The sequence below is a fragment of the Micromonospora sp. NPDC051141 genome, from assembly GCF_044455765.1.
Taxonomy (GTDB): Bacteria; Actinomycetota; Actinomycetes; order Mycobacteriales; family Micromonosporaceae; genus Micromonospora.
The window spans coordinates 100,455-112,882 of record NZ_JBITFD010000001.1; the positions used below are offsets into that span (position 1 = coordinate 100,455).

The window sequence follows — 12,428 nt, forward strand, 5'->3', positions numbered from 1 at the left end:
TGGCGGCAGCGCGGACTAGAGCTGCTCGGTCTCGCGGTAGTCGTCGGTGTCGTAGTCGGCCTCGCCGAAGGCGTCCACGACGTGCGCCGGGTCGAAGTTCGGAGCCGAGTCCTTCAGCCCCAGGCCCATCCCGGCGAGCTTCATCTTGACCTCGTCGATCGACTTCTGACCGAAGTTGCGGATGTCGAGAAGGTCGGCCTCGGTACGCCCGATCAGCTCACCAACGGAGTTGATGCCCTCGCGCTTGAGGCAGTTGTAGGAACGGACGGTGAGGTCCAGCTCCTCGATCGGCAGAGCCAGGTCCGCCGCCAGCTGGGCGTCCTGCGGGGACGGCCCGATGTCGATGCCCTCGGCGGTCTCGTCCAGCTCGCGGGCGAGCCCGAACAGCTCCACCAGCGTCGAGCCGGCCGAGGCCAGCGCGGTACGCGGGCCCATCGACGGCTTGGTCTCGACGTCGATGATCAGCCGGTCGAAGTCGGTCCGCTGCTCGACCCGGGTCGCCTCGACGCGGTACGTCACCTTCAGCACCGGCGAGTAGATCGAGTCGACCGGGATCCGGCCGATCTCGGCGCCCGCCTGCTTGTTCTGCGCGGCGGTGACGTAGCCCCGGCCCCGCTCGACGGTCAGCTCCATGTCGAGCCGGCCCTTGCCGTTGAGCGTGGCGAGCTTCAGGTCCGGGTTGTGCACGGAGACACCGGCCGGGGGCTGGATGTCGCCGGCGGTCACGTCGCCCGGGCCCTGCTTGCGCAGGTACATGCTGACCGGCTCGTCGTGCTCGGAGCTGACGCACAGCTCCTTGATGTTCATGACGAGCTCGACCACGTCCTCCTTGACACCGGGGATGGTGGTGAACTCGTGCAGGACACCGTCGATCTTGATCGAGGTGACCGCCGCGCCCGGGATGGACGACAGCAGCGTACGGCGCAGCGAGTTGCCGAGCGTGTAGCCGAAGCCGGGCTCCAGCGGCTCGATGGTGAACCGGGACCGGGTCTCGTTGATCGACTCTTCGGAGAGAGACGGTCGCTGGCTGATGAGCATCTTTTCTCTTCTCTTCCGGGGCGCCCGCTATTTGACGCCCACGACACAACTGTTCCGGTGGCCCGCCCCGCAGGACGGGCCACCGCAACGAGCCCCTACTTGGAGTAGAGCTCGACGATCAGCTGCTCCTGGACCTGGGTGTCGATCACCTGACGGGCCGGGAGCGAGTGCACGAGAACCTTCATCTGGCTGGGGATGGCCTCGAGCCACGCCGGAACGGTCTTGGAGCCGGCCTCGGCCTGCGCGACGATGAACGGGGTGAGCTCCTTGCTCTTGCCCCGGACCTCGATGATGTCGTGCTCCTTGACGCGGAACGACGGGATGTCGACCTTCTTGCCGTTCACCGTGAAGTGACCGTGCTTGACCAGCTGACGGGCCATGTCCCGGGACTTGGCGTAGCCGGCCCGGTAGACCACGTTGTCCAGCCGCGACTCGAGGATCTGGAGCAGAACCTCACCGGTCTTGGCCTTCTTGCCCACGGCCTCTTCGTAGTAGCCGCGGAACTGCTTCTCCAGCACGCCGTAGACACGACGGGCCTTCTGCTTCTCACGGAGCTGGAGCAGGTACTCCGTCTCCTTCGTGCGACCGCGGCCGTGCTGCCCGGGCGGGAACGGCCGGGACTCGAACGGGCACTTCGGGCCATCGCACTTGCTGCCCTTGAGGAACAGCTTCATCTTCTCCCGCCGGCAACGGCGGCAGTCAGCACCGGTGTAACGAGCCATCTCTCTCTAACCTCTCAGACCCGGCGACGCTTCGGCGGACGGCACCCGTTGTGCGGCTGCGGCGTGACGTCGGAAATCTGCCCGACCTCGAGACCGGCGGCCTGCAGCGAACGGATGGCGGTCTCCCGGCCGGAGCCGGGGCCCTTGACGAACACGTCGACCTTGCGCATGCCGTGCTCCATGGCCCGACGCGCCGCGGCCTCGGCGGCGAGCTGCGCGGCGAACGGGGTCGACTTGCGGGAGCCCTTGAAGCCCACCTGGCCGGAGGAGGCCCAGGAGATGACCGCACCGGTCGGGTCCGTGATGGACACGATGGTGTTGTTGAAGGTGCTCTTGATGTGCGCCTGCCCGTGGGCGACGTTCTTGCGTTCCTTGCGCCGGACCTTCTTGACGGCGGCTCCGGCACGAGCCTTCGGTGGCATAAGTCTGTGCGCTCCTAGTTACTTCTTGCCGGGCTTCTTCTTGCCGGCCACGGTCCGCTTCGGGCCCTTCCGGGTCCGCGCGTTGGTCTTGGTGCGCTGACCACGCACGGGCAGACCGCGGCGGTGCCGGATGCCGGCGTAGCAGCCGATCTCGACCTTGCGGCGGATGTCAGCGGCGACCTCGCGGCGCAGGTCGCCTTCAACCTTGTAGTTGCCCTCGATGTGGTTCCGGAGCTCGACGAGCTCCTCGTCCGTGAGGTCCCGAACGCGCTTGTCCGGCGAGATGCCGGTCGCGGCGAGCGTCTCCAGGGCGCGGGTACGGCCGACCCCGAAGATGTAGGTGAGCGCGATCTCCATCCGCTTCTCGCGGGGGAGATCCACGCCGACTAGACGTGCCATGTGCGGGCGTACTCCTCATGATTTGTGGCGGAGGTGTGGACCCGTCCCACCCCGCTGCCCGAGCGGGCCCCGGCCTCCGACCGGGGGTCAACCACGAGGGGTACGCGCGTGGCGCACCGTCCGCGGCTGGGACGAGCTGGTGATGTGTGGGGCGTCAGCCCTGGCGCTGCTTGTGACGCGGGTCGCTGCAGATGACCATGACCCGGCCGTGCCGACGGATCACCCGGCACTTGTTGCAGATCCTCTTGACGCTCGGCTTGACCTTCACGGTTGCCTTACTTCCCATCTGGCCCGGAGCGCGACGGATCGCGACCCGGACGTCGAAGACGGATACGGGGACGTCCCGGCCGTCGTCAGGCTTACTTGTAGCGGTAGACGATGCGCCCGCGGGTCAGGTCGTACGGCGACAGTTCGACGACGACCCGGTCCTCCGGCAGGATACGGATGTAGTGCTGCCGCATCTTGCCGCTGATGTGAGCCAGCACCTTGTGGCCGTTCGCGAGCTCCACCCGGAACATGGCGTTCGGCAGGGGCTCGATGACCCGACCCTCGATCTCGATGGCTCCGTCTTTTTTCGGCATGTACTCCGCTGTCCTGACGTCGGTTGCTCCGGACGGCCCACAACGTCTTACACGGGTGAACTGACCAAGATCAGTGAACCCGCGCCAGCCGCGGCTCCGACTCCCACCGAAGCGCAGGGTGGGCATGGCGGAGTGGACGCTGTGCGCCGATCTGAAAGTGTACGCCCGCCCGCGCGCCGTCGCCAAACCGGCCGGCCGGCAGATCCCTCGAACGGCGGATTTCCGGCGCGGTTGTGACAAGCGGCACAGCTACCGGCGGCGGTCGCGCCGCTTCCGGCCGTGATCCGCGCCGATCAGCCCGACCGACTGCATCAGCACCAGGCCGCCCCACGGCCCCAGCACCCAGAGCGGCCAGACGCCGGCGGCATGCCCGGACGACACGGCGCCGATCAGCCAGATCGGCACCAGGATCGCGGCCACCCGCAGCCAGGGCAGCCAGAGCCCGAGCAGCCGGGATCGGGCTTCCGGCACCTCCGGTCCACCGGCCACCGGCTCGGACGCCGGGACCGGCGAGGGTGCGGGCGGCGGCGGGGTCGGCGCGGCGGGCACCAGGGCGGACCGCTCGGCCGGCGCCGGGCCCGGCAGGTCGGCCACCACCTCGTCCAGCTCGCCGTAGGTTCGGGCGCCGTACGCGCGGGCCAGCCGCTCGTCGTACTCGTGCAGGCCGAGCCGGCCCTCCTCCAGCGCCAGCCGGAGCCGCTCCGCGACGGCCTCCCGGTCGCGGTCGGCCGCCCGCATCTCCCGCTGCCCGTCCATGTCGGCAAGGATGCCACCACCCCGCCACCGCACTCCGCCCCGCCACCGCACTCCGTCCCGCGCCCTGTTTCACGGAAGGAGTTGCTATCCGGGCCCGAATACCCCCTCTTTCCGTGGAACAGGGGGACTGGAGAGGGGGTGGGTGGGTCAGTGGGCCGGGGAGTTCGCGGGCTGGCGGGAGGTGACCAGGTCGCCCAGGCGGGCCCGGCCGCCATCGGAGGCGGTGAGCACCCACACCCCGTCCGCCAACAGCGCCATCGAGTGCTCCACGTGCACCGCCATCGAGCGGTCCCGCGTCACCACCGTCCAACCGTCGGCCAGTTCGACGGTACGCGGGGAGCCCGCCGTGATCATCGGCTCGATGGCGAGCGCCAGACCGGGCACCAGCCGCGGGCCCTTGCCGGGGCGACCGTGGTTGAGCACGTGCGGGTCCTGGTGCATCTCCGTGCCGATGCCGTGGCCGCCGTAGCCGTCGACGATGCCGTACCGGCCGCCCTTGCGGACCGTGGTCTCCACCGCGTGCGAGATGTCGGTCAGCCGGCCCTTGCCGGAGGCCGCGCCCCGGGCCGCGGCGGCGATCCCGGCCCACATGGCGTCCTCGGCCACCTCGGCCATCCGCAGCAGCGCCGGGTCGACCTCCCCCACCGCCACCGTGATCGCCGCGTCGCCGTGCCAGCCGTCGAGCACCGCCCCGCAGTCGATCGAGATCAGGTCGCCCTCGCGCAGCACCTGCTCGGGCGAGGGGATGGCGTGCACCACCTGCTCGTTGACCGAGGAACAGATCGAGGCCGGGAAGCCGTGGTAGCCCTTGAACGACGGGACCGCGCCGGCCTCCCGGATGGTCGCCTCGGCGATCGCGTCGAGGTCGGCGGTCGACACACCGGGCGCGACCGCCTCCCGCATCCGGGCCAGGGCGCGGGCGACCACCAGACCGGCGGCCCGCATCAGCTCGATCTGCTCGGGGGTCTTCAGCTGGATGTCCAGCTGGGGACGGCGCATGACGGCGTTCACCTTTCGTTACACGGAACAGCGGGGCACGTCGCGCGTACCCCGCTGTTCACAGTCTATCCGCCGGGCGGCGGCGGGAGGTCAGCCGCCGTACGACCGCAGCGCGTCGATGGCGCGGACCGTGACGTCCTCCACCGGCCCGGTCGCGTCGATGCCCACCAGCTTGCCCTGGGCGCCGTAGTAGTCGACAAGCGGCGCGGTCTTCTCGGAGTATTCCCGCAGCCGCGCGGCGATCGTCTCCGGCTTGTCGTCGTCGCGCTGGAACAGCTCCGCGCCGCACCGGTCGCAGACGCCGTCCCGGGTGGTCGCGTCGAACTCGACGTGCCAGATCTTGCCGCAGCCCCGGCAGGTGCGCCGGCCGGAGAGCCGCCGGATCACCTCGTCGTCGTCGACCACCAGCTCCAGCACCAGGTCCAGCATGGTGCCCAGGTCGGCGAGGAGCTTGTCCAGCTCGGCGGCCTGCGGCGTGGTGCGCGGGAAGCCGTCGAGCAGGAAACCCTCACCGGCGTCCGGCTCGGCGAGCCGGTCCCGGACCATGTTGATGGTGACGTCGTCCGGGACCAGCTTGCCGGCGTCCATGTACCGCTTCGCCTCGACGCCCAGCGGGGTGCCCTGGGTGACGTTGGCCCGGAAGATGTCACCGGTCGAGATCTTCGGCACCGAGAGGTGCGCGGCGATGAACTCCGCCTGTGTGCCCTTGCCCGCGCCCGGCGGGCCAACCAGAACGAGTCGCATCTACCGCAGGAACCCTTCGTAGTTCCGCTGCATGAGTTGGCTCTCGATCTGCTTCACGGTCTCCAGACCGACGCCGACCATGATGAGCACAGCGGTGCCGCCGAACGGGAAGTTCTGGAACTGCTGGTTGTCCAGCCAGATGAAGAAGAAGTTCGGCAGGATCGCGATGATGCCGAGGTAGAGCGCACCCGGCAGGGTGATCCGGCTGAGGATGAAGTCGAGGTACTCGGCGGTCGGCTTGCCGGGGCGGATGCCCGGCACGAAGCCGCCGTACTTCTTCATGTTGTCCGCGACCTCGGTCGGGTTGAACGTGATCGACACGTAGAAGTACGTGAAGAAGATGATCAGCAGGAAGTAGATCGCGATGTGCTCCGGCGCGCTCGCCTTCACGATGTGGTTCTGGATCCAGGCCTGGACCTTCCCCGGGTCGTTCTGGTCGAAGAACTGGAGCGCGAGCGTCGGCAGGTAGAGCAGCGACGAGGCGAAGATGACCGGGATGACGCCGGCCTGGTTCACCTTGAGCGGGATGTAGGTGGAGGTGCCGCCGTACATCCGCCGGCCGATCATGCGCTTCGCGTACTGCACCGGGATCCGGCGCTGCGCCTGCTCGATGAACGTGACCGCGGTGATGACCAGCAGCACCAGGGCGATGACGAGGAGGAACATCCCCCAGCCCTTGGTGGTCTTGATCTTCCAGCCCTCGCTGGGGAGCCGGGCCGCGATCGAGGTGAAGATCAGCACCGACATGCCGTTGCCGACGCCCCGATCGGTGATCAGCTCGCCGAGCCACATCACCACGCCGGTGCCGGCGGTCATCGTCATCACCAGGATGGTGAGCGTCAGCCAGTCCGGGATGCCGGTGCCCTTGGGCACGATCGGGAACTGGTCGCACTGGTTGTTGAACAGCTGCCCGGAGCGGGCCAGCGCCACGAACGCGGAGGACTGGAGGATGCCCAGCCCCAGCGTCAGGTAGCGGGTGTACTGGGTGATCTTCGCCTGGCCGGCCTGGCCCTCCTTGCGGAGCTGCTCCAGGCGCGGGATCACCACCGTCAGCAGCTGCAGGATGATCGACGCGGTGATGTAGGGCATGATGCCCAGCGCGAAGACCGAGAGCTGGAGCAGCGCGCCGCCGGAGAAGAGATCCAGCAGGTTGAGCACGCCGGTGCTGCCCTGGATGGTGTCGAGGCACTTCTGCACGTTGCCGTACGAGACGCCCGGGCTGGGCAGCGTGGCGCCCAGCCGGTAGACCGCGATGATGCCTACTGTGAACAGCAGCTTCTTGCGCAGGTCAGGCGTACGGAACGCACTGAGAAAGGCGGACAGCAACTTCTTCCTCCTGCGCGACGCGGGCCGCCGGTGACGATCCCTGGCGGGGCGGGGTGGGTGCCGGGCGGAGTGCCCGGTATCCATGGCTGGCAACGGACTCTAACAGCCCGATCCCGGTCCGGGCAGATGTGCCCGGCTACATAAAACGAATCCGATGTTACCCGGCGCACACGCGACCGGTAGACCATGACGCCCGCCCAGTCGCGAACAACTGAGCGGGCGCCACGAAAATGCCCCTAGAGCTCGGTGACCGAGCCGCCGGCCGCGGTGATCTTCTCCTTGGCCGACGCGCTGAACGCGTGCGCCGACACCTGGAGGGACACACCGCCGAGGTCGCCGGTGCCGAGCACCTTGACCGGGTGGCCCTTGCGGACCGCGCCGGCCTCGACCAGCTCGACCGGGCCGACCTGGCCGCCGTTCGGGAAGAGCTCCGCCAGCCGGTCCAGGTTGACCACCTGGAACACGACCTTGAACTTGTTCTTGAAGCCCTTCATCTTCGGCAGGCGCATGTGGATGGGCATCTGCCCACCCTCGAACGCCGGCGAGATGTTCTTCCGGGCCTTCGAGCCCTTGGTACCGCGTCCAGCGGTCTTGCCCTTCGAACCCTCACCGCGACCCACCCGGGTCTTGTCGGTCTTGGCTCCCGGGGCGGGACGCAGGTGGTGCACCTTGATCGTCATTACTCGACCTCCTCGACCTTCACGAGGTGGCTGACCGTGAAGATCATGCCGCGGATCTCCGGCCGGTCCTCCTTGACCACCACGTCGTTGATCCGCTTGAGCCCGAGCGAACGCAGCGAGTCACGCTGGTTCTGCTTGCGCCCGATCTCGGACCGGACCTGGGTGACCTTCAGACGTGCCATCAGGACGCCACCCCCGCACGCGACGCCAGCATGGCGGCCGGCGCGACGTCCTCCACCGGCAGGCCACGACGCGCCGCGACCTGCTCGGGAGACTCAAGCCCCTTCAGGGCCGCCACGGTGGCGTGCACGATGTTGATCGGGTTGGACGAGCCGAGGCTCTTGGAGAGCACGTCGTGGATGCCCGCGCACTCCAGCACGGCACGCACCGGACCACCGGCGATGACACCCGTACCGGCGGAGGCCGGCTTGAGCAGCACCACACCGGCGGCGTCCTCGCCCGTGACCGGGTGCGGGATCGACTGACCGATCCGCGGCACCTTGAAGAAGTGCTTCTTGGCCTCCTCGACGCCCTTGGCGATCGCCGCGGGCACCTCCTTGGCCTTTCCGTAGCCCACGCCGACGGTGCCGTCGCCGTCGCCCACGATCACCAGGGCGGTGAAGCTGAAGCGACGACCGCCCTTCACGACCTTGGCGACGCGGTTGATCGCGACGACCCGCTCGAGGTGCGGGGTCTTCTCGACGGGCGCGTTTCCGCGACCGCCCTCACGGCGGTTGTCGCGGCGACCACCCTCGTTGCCACCGGACCCGCCGCCACGGCGCTGTTGACCTGGCATCAGCAGCCTTCCTTCTCTCTCGTGACGGGGTTTCTAGAACTCGAGCCCGGCTTCGCGGGCGGCCTTGGCAAGCGCGGCGACCCGCCCCGCGTACCGGTTGCCACCGCGGTCGAAGACGACCTTCGAGACGCCGGCGGCCTTGGCCCGCTCGGCGAGCAGCGCGCCGACCTTGCCGGCCAGGGCGCTCTTGTCGCCCTCGGCGCCGCGCAGCGAGGCGTCCATGGTCGACGCGGACGCCAGGGTGTGACCCTTGGTGTCGTCGACGACCTGGGCAACCATGTGCCGCAGGGAACGGGTGACGACGAGGCGAGGACGCTCGGCGGTTCCGTTGACGTTCTTGCGGACCCGGAAGTGCCGACGCGCACGCCCGACGGCACGCTTGGCGGCAACGCCGCGGCGGCGCTTGAGCAGCGTGGCGCTCACTTCTTACCTGCCTTTCCAGCCTTACGGCGGATGACCTCGCCCTGGTACTTCACGCCCTTGCCCTTGTAGGGCTCCGGCGGGCGGATCTTCCGGATGTTGGCGGCGACCTCGCCGACCTGCTGCTTGTCGATGCCGGCCACGTGGAACAGCGTCGGCCGCTCGACCGTGAAGGTGATGCCGTCCGGTGCCGCCACCACGACCGGGTGCGAGAACCCGAGCGCGAACTCCAGGTCCTTGCCCTTGGCGGTCACGCGGTAACCGGTGCCGGCGATCTCCAGGCTCTTGCGGTAGCCCTCGGTCACCCCGACGATCATGTTGGCCACCAGCGTACGGCTCAGGCCGTGCAGCTCCTTGGCCTTGCGCTCGTCGTTGGGCCGGTTGACGAGCAGCTCGCCGTTCTCGCTGCGCTCCGCCGTGATCGGCTCGGCCAGCACGTGGCTCAGCTCGCCCTTGGGGCCCTTGACCTTGACGGTCTGGCCGTCGATCGTGATGTCGACGCCGGATGGCACCGGGATCGACTTACGTCCAATACGCGACATTTCTACCTGTCTCCCGTTACCAGACGAAGGCGAGGACTTCCCCGCCAACGCTCCGCTTGCGGGCCTGCCGGTCGGTGAGCAGCCCCTGGGACGTCGAAATGATCGCCACACCAAGCCCGCCGAGCACCCGCGGGAGCCCTTCCGACTTGGCGTACACCCGGAGACCGGGCTTGGACACGCGCTTGATGCCGGCCAGGCTCCGCTCGCGGTTCTGGCCGTACTTCAGCTCGACGACCAGTCGCTTGCCGACGGCTCCCTCCTCGGGGTCCTCGACCGACCAGGTGGCGATGTAACCCTCGGCCTTGAGGACCTCGGCGATGTTCGCCTTGATCTTCGAGTAGGGCATCGTCACCCGGTCGTGGTACGCCTGGTTGGCGTTACGCAGACGCGTGAGCATGTCTGCGATCGGGTCGGTCATCGTCATGAAAACTCGTCAACCTTTCTCGCCGGGGTTCCCCGGGCCGGGCCCGGGGCCTACGGCGAAGAGACAGTTCAGCTGACGCGCCGGAGCGCGCCGGGCTATTACCAGGAAGCCTTGGACACGCCGGGCAGCTCACCGCGGTGGGCCATCTCCCGGATACACACCCGGCAGAGACCGAACTTGCGGTAGACCGCCTTCGGACGCCCGCACCGCTGGCAGCGGGTGTACGCGCGAACCGAGAACTTCGGCTTCGCGGCCGCCTTGAGGATCAGCGCCTTCTTGGCCATCTCAGTTCTCCTTGAACGGGAAGCCCAGGAGCTTGAGCAGCGCCCGGCCCTCGTCGTCGGTCGTGGCGGTCGTGACCACCGTGATGTCCATGCCCCGCTGGCGATCGATCTTGTCCTGGTCGATCTCGTGGAACACCGACTGCTCGGTCAGACCGAACGTGTAGTTGCCGTGCCCGTCGAGCTTGCGCCCGTCCAGACCGCGGAAGTCACGGATACGCGGCAGCGCGATGGAGAGCAGCCGGTCCAGGAACTCCCACATCCGGTCGCCCCGGAGGGTGACCTTCGCGCCGATCGGCATGCCCTCGCGGAGCTTGAACTGCGCGATGGACTTGGTGGCCCGCCGGACCAGCGGCTTCTGGCCGGTGATGGTGGCCAGGTCGCGGACGGCGCCGTCGATCAGCTTGGCGTCGCGAGCGGCCTCGCCGACACCCATGTTGACGACGATCTTGACCATCCGCGGCACCTGCATCGGGTTGCCGTAGCTGTACTGCTTCTGCAGCTCGGCCACGATCTCGTTGCGGTACCGCTCCTTGAGGCGCGGCTGGGTCTTGGTTTCGGTAGCCGTGGTCATCACAGGTCCTTACCGGTGCTACGCGCGATGCGGACCTTCTGGCCGTTGTCGTCGATCCGGTAGCCGACGCGGGTCGGCTTGCCGTCGGAGTCCACGACCATCACGTTCGAGACGTGGATCGGGGCTTCCTGGGTGACGATGCCGCCGGTCTTGGCGCCACGCTGGGTGGTGCTGATGCGAGTGTGCTTCTTGACCCGGTTCACGCCCTCGACCAGGACCTTGTCCTGCCGCGGGTAGGCCGCGATGACCTTGCCCTTGGCGCCCTTGTCCTTGCCGGCGATGACGACGACCGTGTCGCCCTTCTTGACCTTCACGGTCACAACACCTCCGGCGCGAGAGAGATGATCTTCATGAACCGCTTGTCCCGCAGCTCACGACCCACCGGGCCGAAGATACGGGTACCGCGCGGGTCCCCACCGTCCTTGATGATGACGGCGGCGTTCTCGTCGAAGCGGATGTACGACCCGTCCGGCCGCCGCCTCTCCTTGGCGGTCCGAACGACGACGGCCTTGACGACGTCGCCCTTCTTCACACCGGCACCGGGGATCGCGTCCTTGACCGTGGCCACGATGACGTCGCCGATGCTCGCGTAGCGCCGACCGGAGCCACCGAGAACCCGGATGCACAGGATCTCCCGGGCACCCGTGTTGTCGGCGACGCGCAGTCGCGACTCCTGCTGAATCACGTCTATCTCCTATGTCTGCCGGTTCTCCGGCCGCCGGGGGCGGCCGGAGCCTGGCGGAACCTGCGCCCGACCGATCCCGGCCGAGCTCGAGCCTTCGCTACTTGGCCTTCTCGAGGATTTCCACGAGCCGCCACCGCTTGGTGGCGGAGAGCGGCCGGGTCTCCATGATCAGGACCCGGTCGCCGATACCGGCCGAGTTCTGCTCGTCGTGCACCTTCAGCTTGCTGGTACGACGCATGATCTTGCCGTACAGCGCGTGCTTGACCCGGTCCTCGACCTCGACCACGACGGTCTTGTCCATCTTGTCGCTGACCACGAGGCCCTCGCGCACCTTACGGCGGGACCGCGCGGCGGCGGTGGTAGTGGTGTTCTCACTCATGATGCAGTCACCTCAGTCGGCGCGGCCGAGAGACCCAGCTCACGCTCACGCATGATCGTGTAGATCCGGGCGATCTCCCGACGGATGACCTGCAGCCGCCGGTTGTTGTCCAGCTGCCCGGTCGCGCCCTGCACGCGGAGGTTGAACAGCTCCGCCTTAGCCTCGCGCAGCTTCGTGACCAGCTCCTCGTCGGAGAGCTCACGCAGCTCGGAGGGCTTGACGCCGGCTGCCATCAGGATTCACCCACTTCGCGCGTAACAATGCGGCACTTCATCGGGAGCTTGTGGATCGCGCGACGCATCGCCTCTCGCGCGATCTGCTCGTTGGGGAAGGACATCTCGAAGAGAACCCGCCCCGGCTTGACGTTGGCGACCCACCACTCGGGAGAACCCTTACCGGAACCCATCCGGGTCTCGGCCGGCTTCTTGGTGAGGGCCTGGTCCGGGAAGATCGTGATCCAGACCTTGCCGCCACGCTTGATGTGGCGGGTCATCGCGATACGTGCCGACTCGATCTGACGGTTGGTCACGTACGCCGGCTCGAGAGCCTGGATCCCGAACTCGCCGAACACCACCCGGTTACCACCCTTGGACGCGCCACTGCGGTCCGGGTGGTGCGGCTTGCGGAAGCCCTTCGGGGGCTTGCGCGGCATCAGCATCT

23 protein-coding genes are annotated in these 12,428 nt (G+C 68.2%); all 23 read right to left on the reverse strand.

The annotated features are described in order from the left end of the window. Nucleotides 1-15: 15 nt before the first annotated feature. The 23 genes from ACIA6B_RS00470 to rplP all read right to left on the reverse strand — a co-directional run bounded on the left by ACIA6B_RS00470 (nt 16) and on the right by rplP (nt 12,426). Nucleotides 16-1,038: a DNA-directed RNA polymerase subunit alpha gene (locus tag ACIA6B_RS00470; protein WP_007073009.1), complete on the reverse strand. Its 1,023-nt coding sequence runs from the start codon at nt 1,036-1,038 to the stop codon at nt 16-18. 95 nt (nt 1,039-1,133) lie between these two features. Beyond that, nucleotides 1,134-1,760, reverse strand: a complete 627-nt coding sequence (gene rpsD / locus ACIA6B_RS00475; RefSeq protein WP_089155247.1) for a 30S ribosomal protein S4 — start codon at nt 1,758-1,760, stop codon at nt 1,134-1,136. A gap of 14 nt (nt 1,761-1,774) precedes the next feature. Then, a complete protein-coding gene (gene rpsK, locus ACIA6B_RS00480) occupies nt 1,775-2,182 on the reverse strand; it encodes a 30S ribosomal protein S11 (protein ID WP_014440747.1) in 408 nt (135 codons plus the stop codon). 18 nt (nt 2,183-2,200) lie between these two features. Then, nucleotides 2,201-2,581, reverse strand: coding sequence for a 30S ribosomal protein S13 (gene rpsM, locus ACIA6B_RS00485; protein WP_013288614.1), 381 nt, complete (start codon nt 2,579-2,581; stop codon nt 2,201-2,203). 154 nt (nt 2,582-2,735) lie between these two features. Next, nucleotides 2,736-2,849: a 50S ribosomal protein L36 gene (gene rpmJ, locus ACIA6B_RS00490; RefSeq protein WP_043965539.1), complete on the reverse strand. Its 114-nt coding sequence runs from the start codon at nt 2,847-2,849 to the stop codon at nt 2,736-2,738. 91 nt (nt 2,850-2,940) lie between these two features. Then, the gene (gene infA / locus ACIA6B_RS00495; protein WP_007073013.1) at nt 2,941-3,162 is read right to left on the reverse strand and encodes a translation initiation factor IF-1; all 222 of its coding nucleotides are present in this window, start codon (nt 3,160-3,162) and stop codon (nt 2,941-2,943) included. Between the two features lie 249 nt (nt 3,163-3,411). After that, nucleotides 3,412-3,918 carry a DUF1707 domain-containing protein gene (locus tag ACIA6B_RS00500; RefSeq protein ID WP_396769542.1) on the reverse strand — a complete coding sequence of 169 codons (507 nt, stop codon included), beginning with the start codon at nt 3,916-3,918 and terminating at the stop codon, nt 3,412-3,414. A 147-nt stretch (nt 3,919-4,065) separates the two neighbouring features. Beyond that, nucleotides 4,066-4,917, reverse strand: coding sequence for a type I methionyl aminopeptidase (map, locus tag ACIA6B_RS00505; protein ID WP_396769544.1), 852 nt, complete (start codon nt 4,915-4,917; stop codon nt 4,066-4,068). A 90-nt stretch (nt 4,918-5,007) separates the two neighbouring features. Continuing rightward, complete coding sequence (locus tag ACIA6B_RS00510) at nt 5,008-5,661, reverse strand: adenylate kinase (protein ID WP_396769546.1); 654 nt, start codon at nt 5,659-5,661, stop codon at nt 5,008-5,010. Then, a complete protein-coding gene (gene secY / locus ACIA6B_RS00515; RefSeq protein ID WP_396769548.1) occupies nt 5,662-6,987 on the reverse strand; it encodes a preprotein translocase subunit SecY in 1,326 nt (441 codons plus the stop codon). 236 nt (nt 6,988-7,223) lie between these two features. Further along, a complete protein-coding gene (rplO, locus tag ACIA6B_RS00520) occupies nt 7,224-7,667 on the reverse strand; it encodes a 50S ribosomal protein L15 (RefSeq protein WP_018784561.1) in 444 nt (147 codons plus the stop codon). Next, nucleotides 7,667-7,849 (reverse strand): 50S ribosomal protein L30, encoded by a 183-nt coding sequence (gene rpmD / locus ACIA6B_RS00525; RefSeq protein WP_107157447.1) that lies wholly within the window; start codon nt 7,847-7,849, stop codon nt 7,667-7,669. Before rpmD ends, rplO begins: the two co-directional genes overlap by 1 nt. Beyond that, nucleotides 7,849-8,463 carry a 30S ribosomal protein S5 gene (rpsE, locus tag ACIA6B_RS00530; protein ID WP_013288621.1) on the reverse strand — a complete coding sequence of 205 codons (615 nt, stop codon included), beginning with the start codon at nt 8,461-8,463 and terminating at the stop codon, nt 7,849-7,851. The genes rpmD and rpsE overlap by 1 nt, the downstream gene beginning before the upstream one ends. Nucleotides 8,464-8,496: 33 nt before the next feature. Then, on the reverse strand, nt 8,497-8,886 hold the full coding sequence (gene rplR / locus ACIA6B_RS00535; protein WP_396769550.1) for a 50S ribosomal protein L18: 390 nt from the start codon (nt 8,884-8,886) through the stop codon (nt 8,497-8,499). Further along, on the reverse strand, nt 8,883-9,425 hold the full coding sequence (gene rplF, locus ACIA6B_RS00540) for a 50S ribosomal protein L6 (protein ID WP_396769552.1): 543 nt from the start codon (nt 9,423-9,425) through the stop codon (nt 8,883-8,885). Before rplF ends, rplR begins: the two co-directional genes overlap by 4 nt. Before the next feature lie 16 nt (nt 9,426-9,441). Beyond that, on the reverse strand, nt 9,442-9,849 hold the full coding sequence (gene rpsH, locus ACIA6B_RS00545) for a 30S ribosomal protein S8 (RefSeq protein ID WP_107157444.1): 408 nt from the start codon (nt 9,847-9,849) through the stop codon (nt 9,442-9,444). A gap of 98 nt (nt 9,850-9,947) precedes the next feature. Further along, complete coding sequence (locus ACIA6B_RS00550; protein ID WP_007073023.1) at nt 9,948-10,133, reverse strand: type Z 30S ribosomal protein S14; 186 nt, start codon at nt 10,131-10,133, stop codon at nt 9,948-9,950. A 1-nt stretch (nt 10,134) separates the two neighbouring features. Then, nucleotides 10,135-10,704, reverse strand: a complete 570-nt coding sequence (rplE, locus tag ACIA6B_RS00555) for a 50S ribosomal protein L5 (protein ID WP_107157443.1) — start codon at nt 10,702-10,704, stop codon at nt 10,135-10,137. Further along, entirely contained in the window at nt 10,704-11,024 is a 321-nt protein-coding gene (rplX, locus tag ACIA6B_RS00560) for a 50S ribosomal protein L24 (RefSeq protein WP_018217055.1), read from the reverse strand. Before rplX ends, rplE begins: the two co-directional genes overlap by 1 nt. Next, on the reverse strand, nt 11,021-11,389 hold the full coding sequence (gene rplN, locus ACIA6B_RS00565) for a 50S ribosomal protein L14 (RefSeq protein ID WP_007465279.1): 369 nt from the start codon (nt 11,387-11,389) through the stop codon (nt 11,021-11,023). The genes rplX and rplN overlap by 4 nt, the downstream gene beginning before the upstream one ends. Nucleotides 11,390-11,486: 97 nt before the next feature. Next, nucleotides 11,487-11,768 (reverse strand): 30S ribosomal protein S17, encoded by a 282-nt coding sequence (rpsQ, locus tag ACIA6B_RS00570; protein WP_091570077.1) that lies wholly within the window; start codon nt 11,766-11,768, stop codon nt 11,487-11,489. Beyond that, nucleotides 11,765-12,001 carry a 50S ribosomal protein L29 gene (gene rpmC, locus ACIA6B_RS00575; RefSeq protein WP_107157442.1) on the reverse strand — a complete coding sequence of 79 codons (237 nt, stop codon included), beginning with the start codon at nt 11,999-12,001 and terminating at the stop codon, nt 11,765-11,767. The genes rpsQ and rpmC overlap by 4 nt, the downstream gene beginning before the upstream one ends. Continuing rightward, complete coding sequence (rplP, locus tag ACIA6B_RS00580; protein ID WP_007465292.1) at nt 12,001-12,426, reverse strand: 50S ribosomal protein L16; 426 nt, start codon at nt 12,424-12,426, stop codon at nt 12,001-12,003. The genes rpmC and rplP overlap by 1 nt, the downstream gene beginning before the upstream one ends. Nucleotides 12,427-12,428: the final 2 nt, after the last annotated feature.

Excerpts from the sequence above, each read along its gene's own strand:
- rplF (WP_396769552.1), bottom strand. The coding sequence starts at position 9,425 with ATGTCGCGTATTGGACGTAAGTCGATCCCGGTGCCATCCGGCGTCGAC.
- rpmD (WP_107157447.1), bottom strand. The coding sequence starts at position 7,849 with ATGGCACGTCTGAAGGTCACCCAGGTCCGGTCCGAGATCGGGCGCAAG.
- rpsD (WP_089155247.1), bottom strand. The coding sequence starts at position 1,760 with ATGGCTCGTTACACCGGTGCTGACTGCCGCCGTTGCCGGCGGGAGAAG.
- ACIA6B_RS00500 (WP_396769542.1), bottom strand. The coding sequence starts at position 3,918 with ATGGACGGGCAGCGGGAGATGCGGGCGGCCGACCGCGACCGGGAGGCC.
- rpsE (WP_013288621.1), bottom strand. The coding sequence starts at position 8,463 with ATGCCAGGTCAACAGCGCCGTGGCGGCGGGTCCGGTGGCAACGAGGGT.
- rpsK (WP_014440747.1), bottom strand. The coding sequence starts at position 2,182 with ATGCCACCGAAGGCTCGTGCCGGAGCCGCCGTCAAGAAGGTCCGGCGC.
- ACIA6B_RS00510 (WP_396769546.1), bottom strand. The coding sequence starts at position 5,661 with ATGCGACTCGTTCTGGTTGGCCCGCCGGGCGCGGGCAAGGGCACACAG.
- rpmC (WP_107157442.1), bottom strand. The coding sequence starts at position 12,001 with ATGGCAGCCGGCGTCAAGCCCTCCGAGCTGCGTGAGCTCTCCGACGAG.
- map (WP_396769544.1), bottom strand. The coding sequence starts at position 4,917 with ATGCGCCGTCCCCAGCTGGACATCCAGCTGAAGACCCCCGAGCAGATC.
- ACIA6B_RS00550 (WP_007073023.1), bottom strand. The coding sequence starts at position 10,133 with ATGGCCAAGAAGGCGCTGATCCTCAAGGCGGCCGCGAAGCCGAAGTTC.
- rplE (WP_107157443.1), bottom strand. The coding sequence starts at position 10,704 with ATGACCACGGCTACCGAAACCAAGACCCAGCCGCGCCTCAAGGAGCGG.
- rpsM (WP_013288614.1), bottom strand. The coding sequence starts at position 2,581 with ATGGCACGTCTAGTCGGCGTGGATCTCCCCCGCGAGAAGCGGATGGAG.
- rplP (WP_007465292.1), bottom strand. The coding sequence starts at position 12,426 with ATGCTGATGCCGCGCAAGCCCCCGAAGGGCTTCCGCAAGCCGCACCAC.
- infA (WP_007073013.1), bottom strand. The coding sequence starts at position 3,162 with ATGCCGAAAAAAGACGGAGCCATCGAGATCGAGGGTCGGGTCATCGAG.
- rpsQ (WP_091570077.1), bottom strand. The coding sequence starts at position 11,768 with ATGAGTGAGAACACCACTACCACCGCCGCCGCGCGGTCCCGCCGTAAG.
- rplO (WP_018784561.1), bottom strand. The coding sequence starts at position 7,667 with ATGACGATCAAGGTGCACCACCTGCGTCCCGCCCCGGGAGCCAAGACC.
- ACIA6B_RS00470 (WP_007073009.1), bottom strand. The coding sequence starts at position 1,038 with ATGCTCATCAGCCAGCGACCGTCTCTCTCCGAAGAGTCGATCAACGAG.
- rpsH (WP_107157444.1), bottom strand. The coding sequence starts at position 9,849 with ATGACGATGACCGACCCGATCGCAGACATGCTCACGCGTCTGCGTAAC.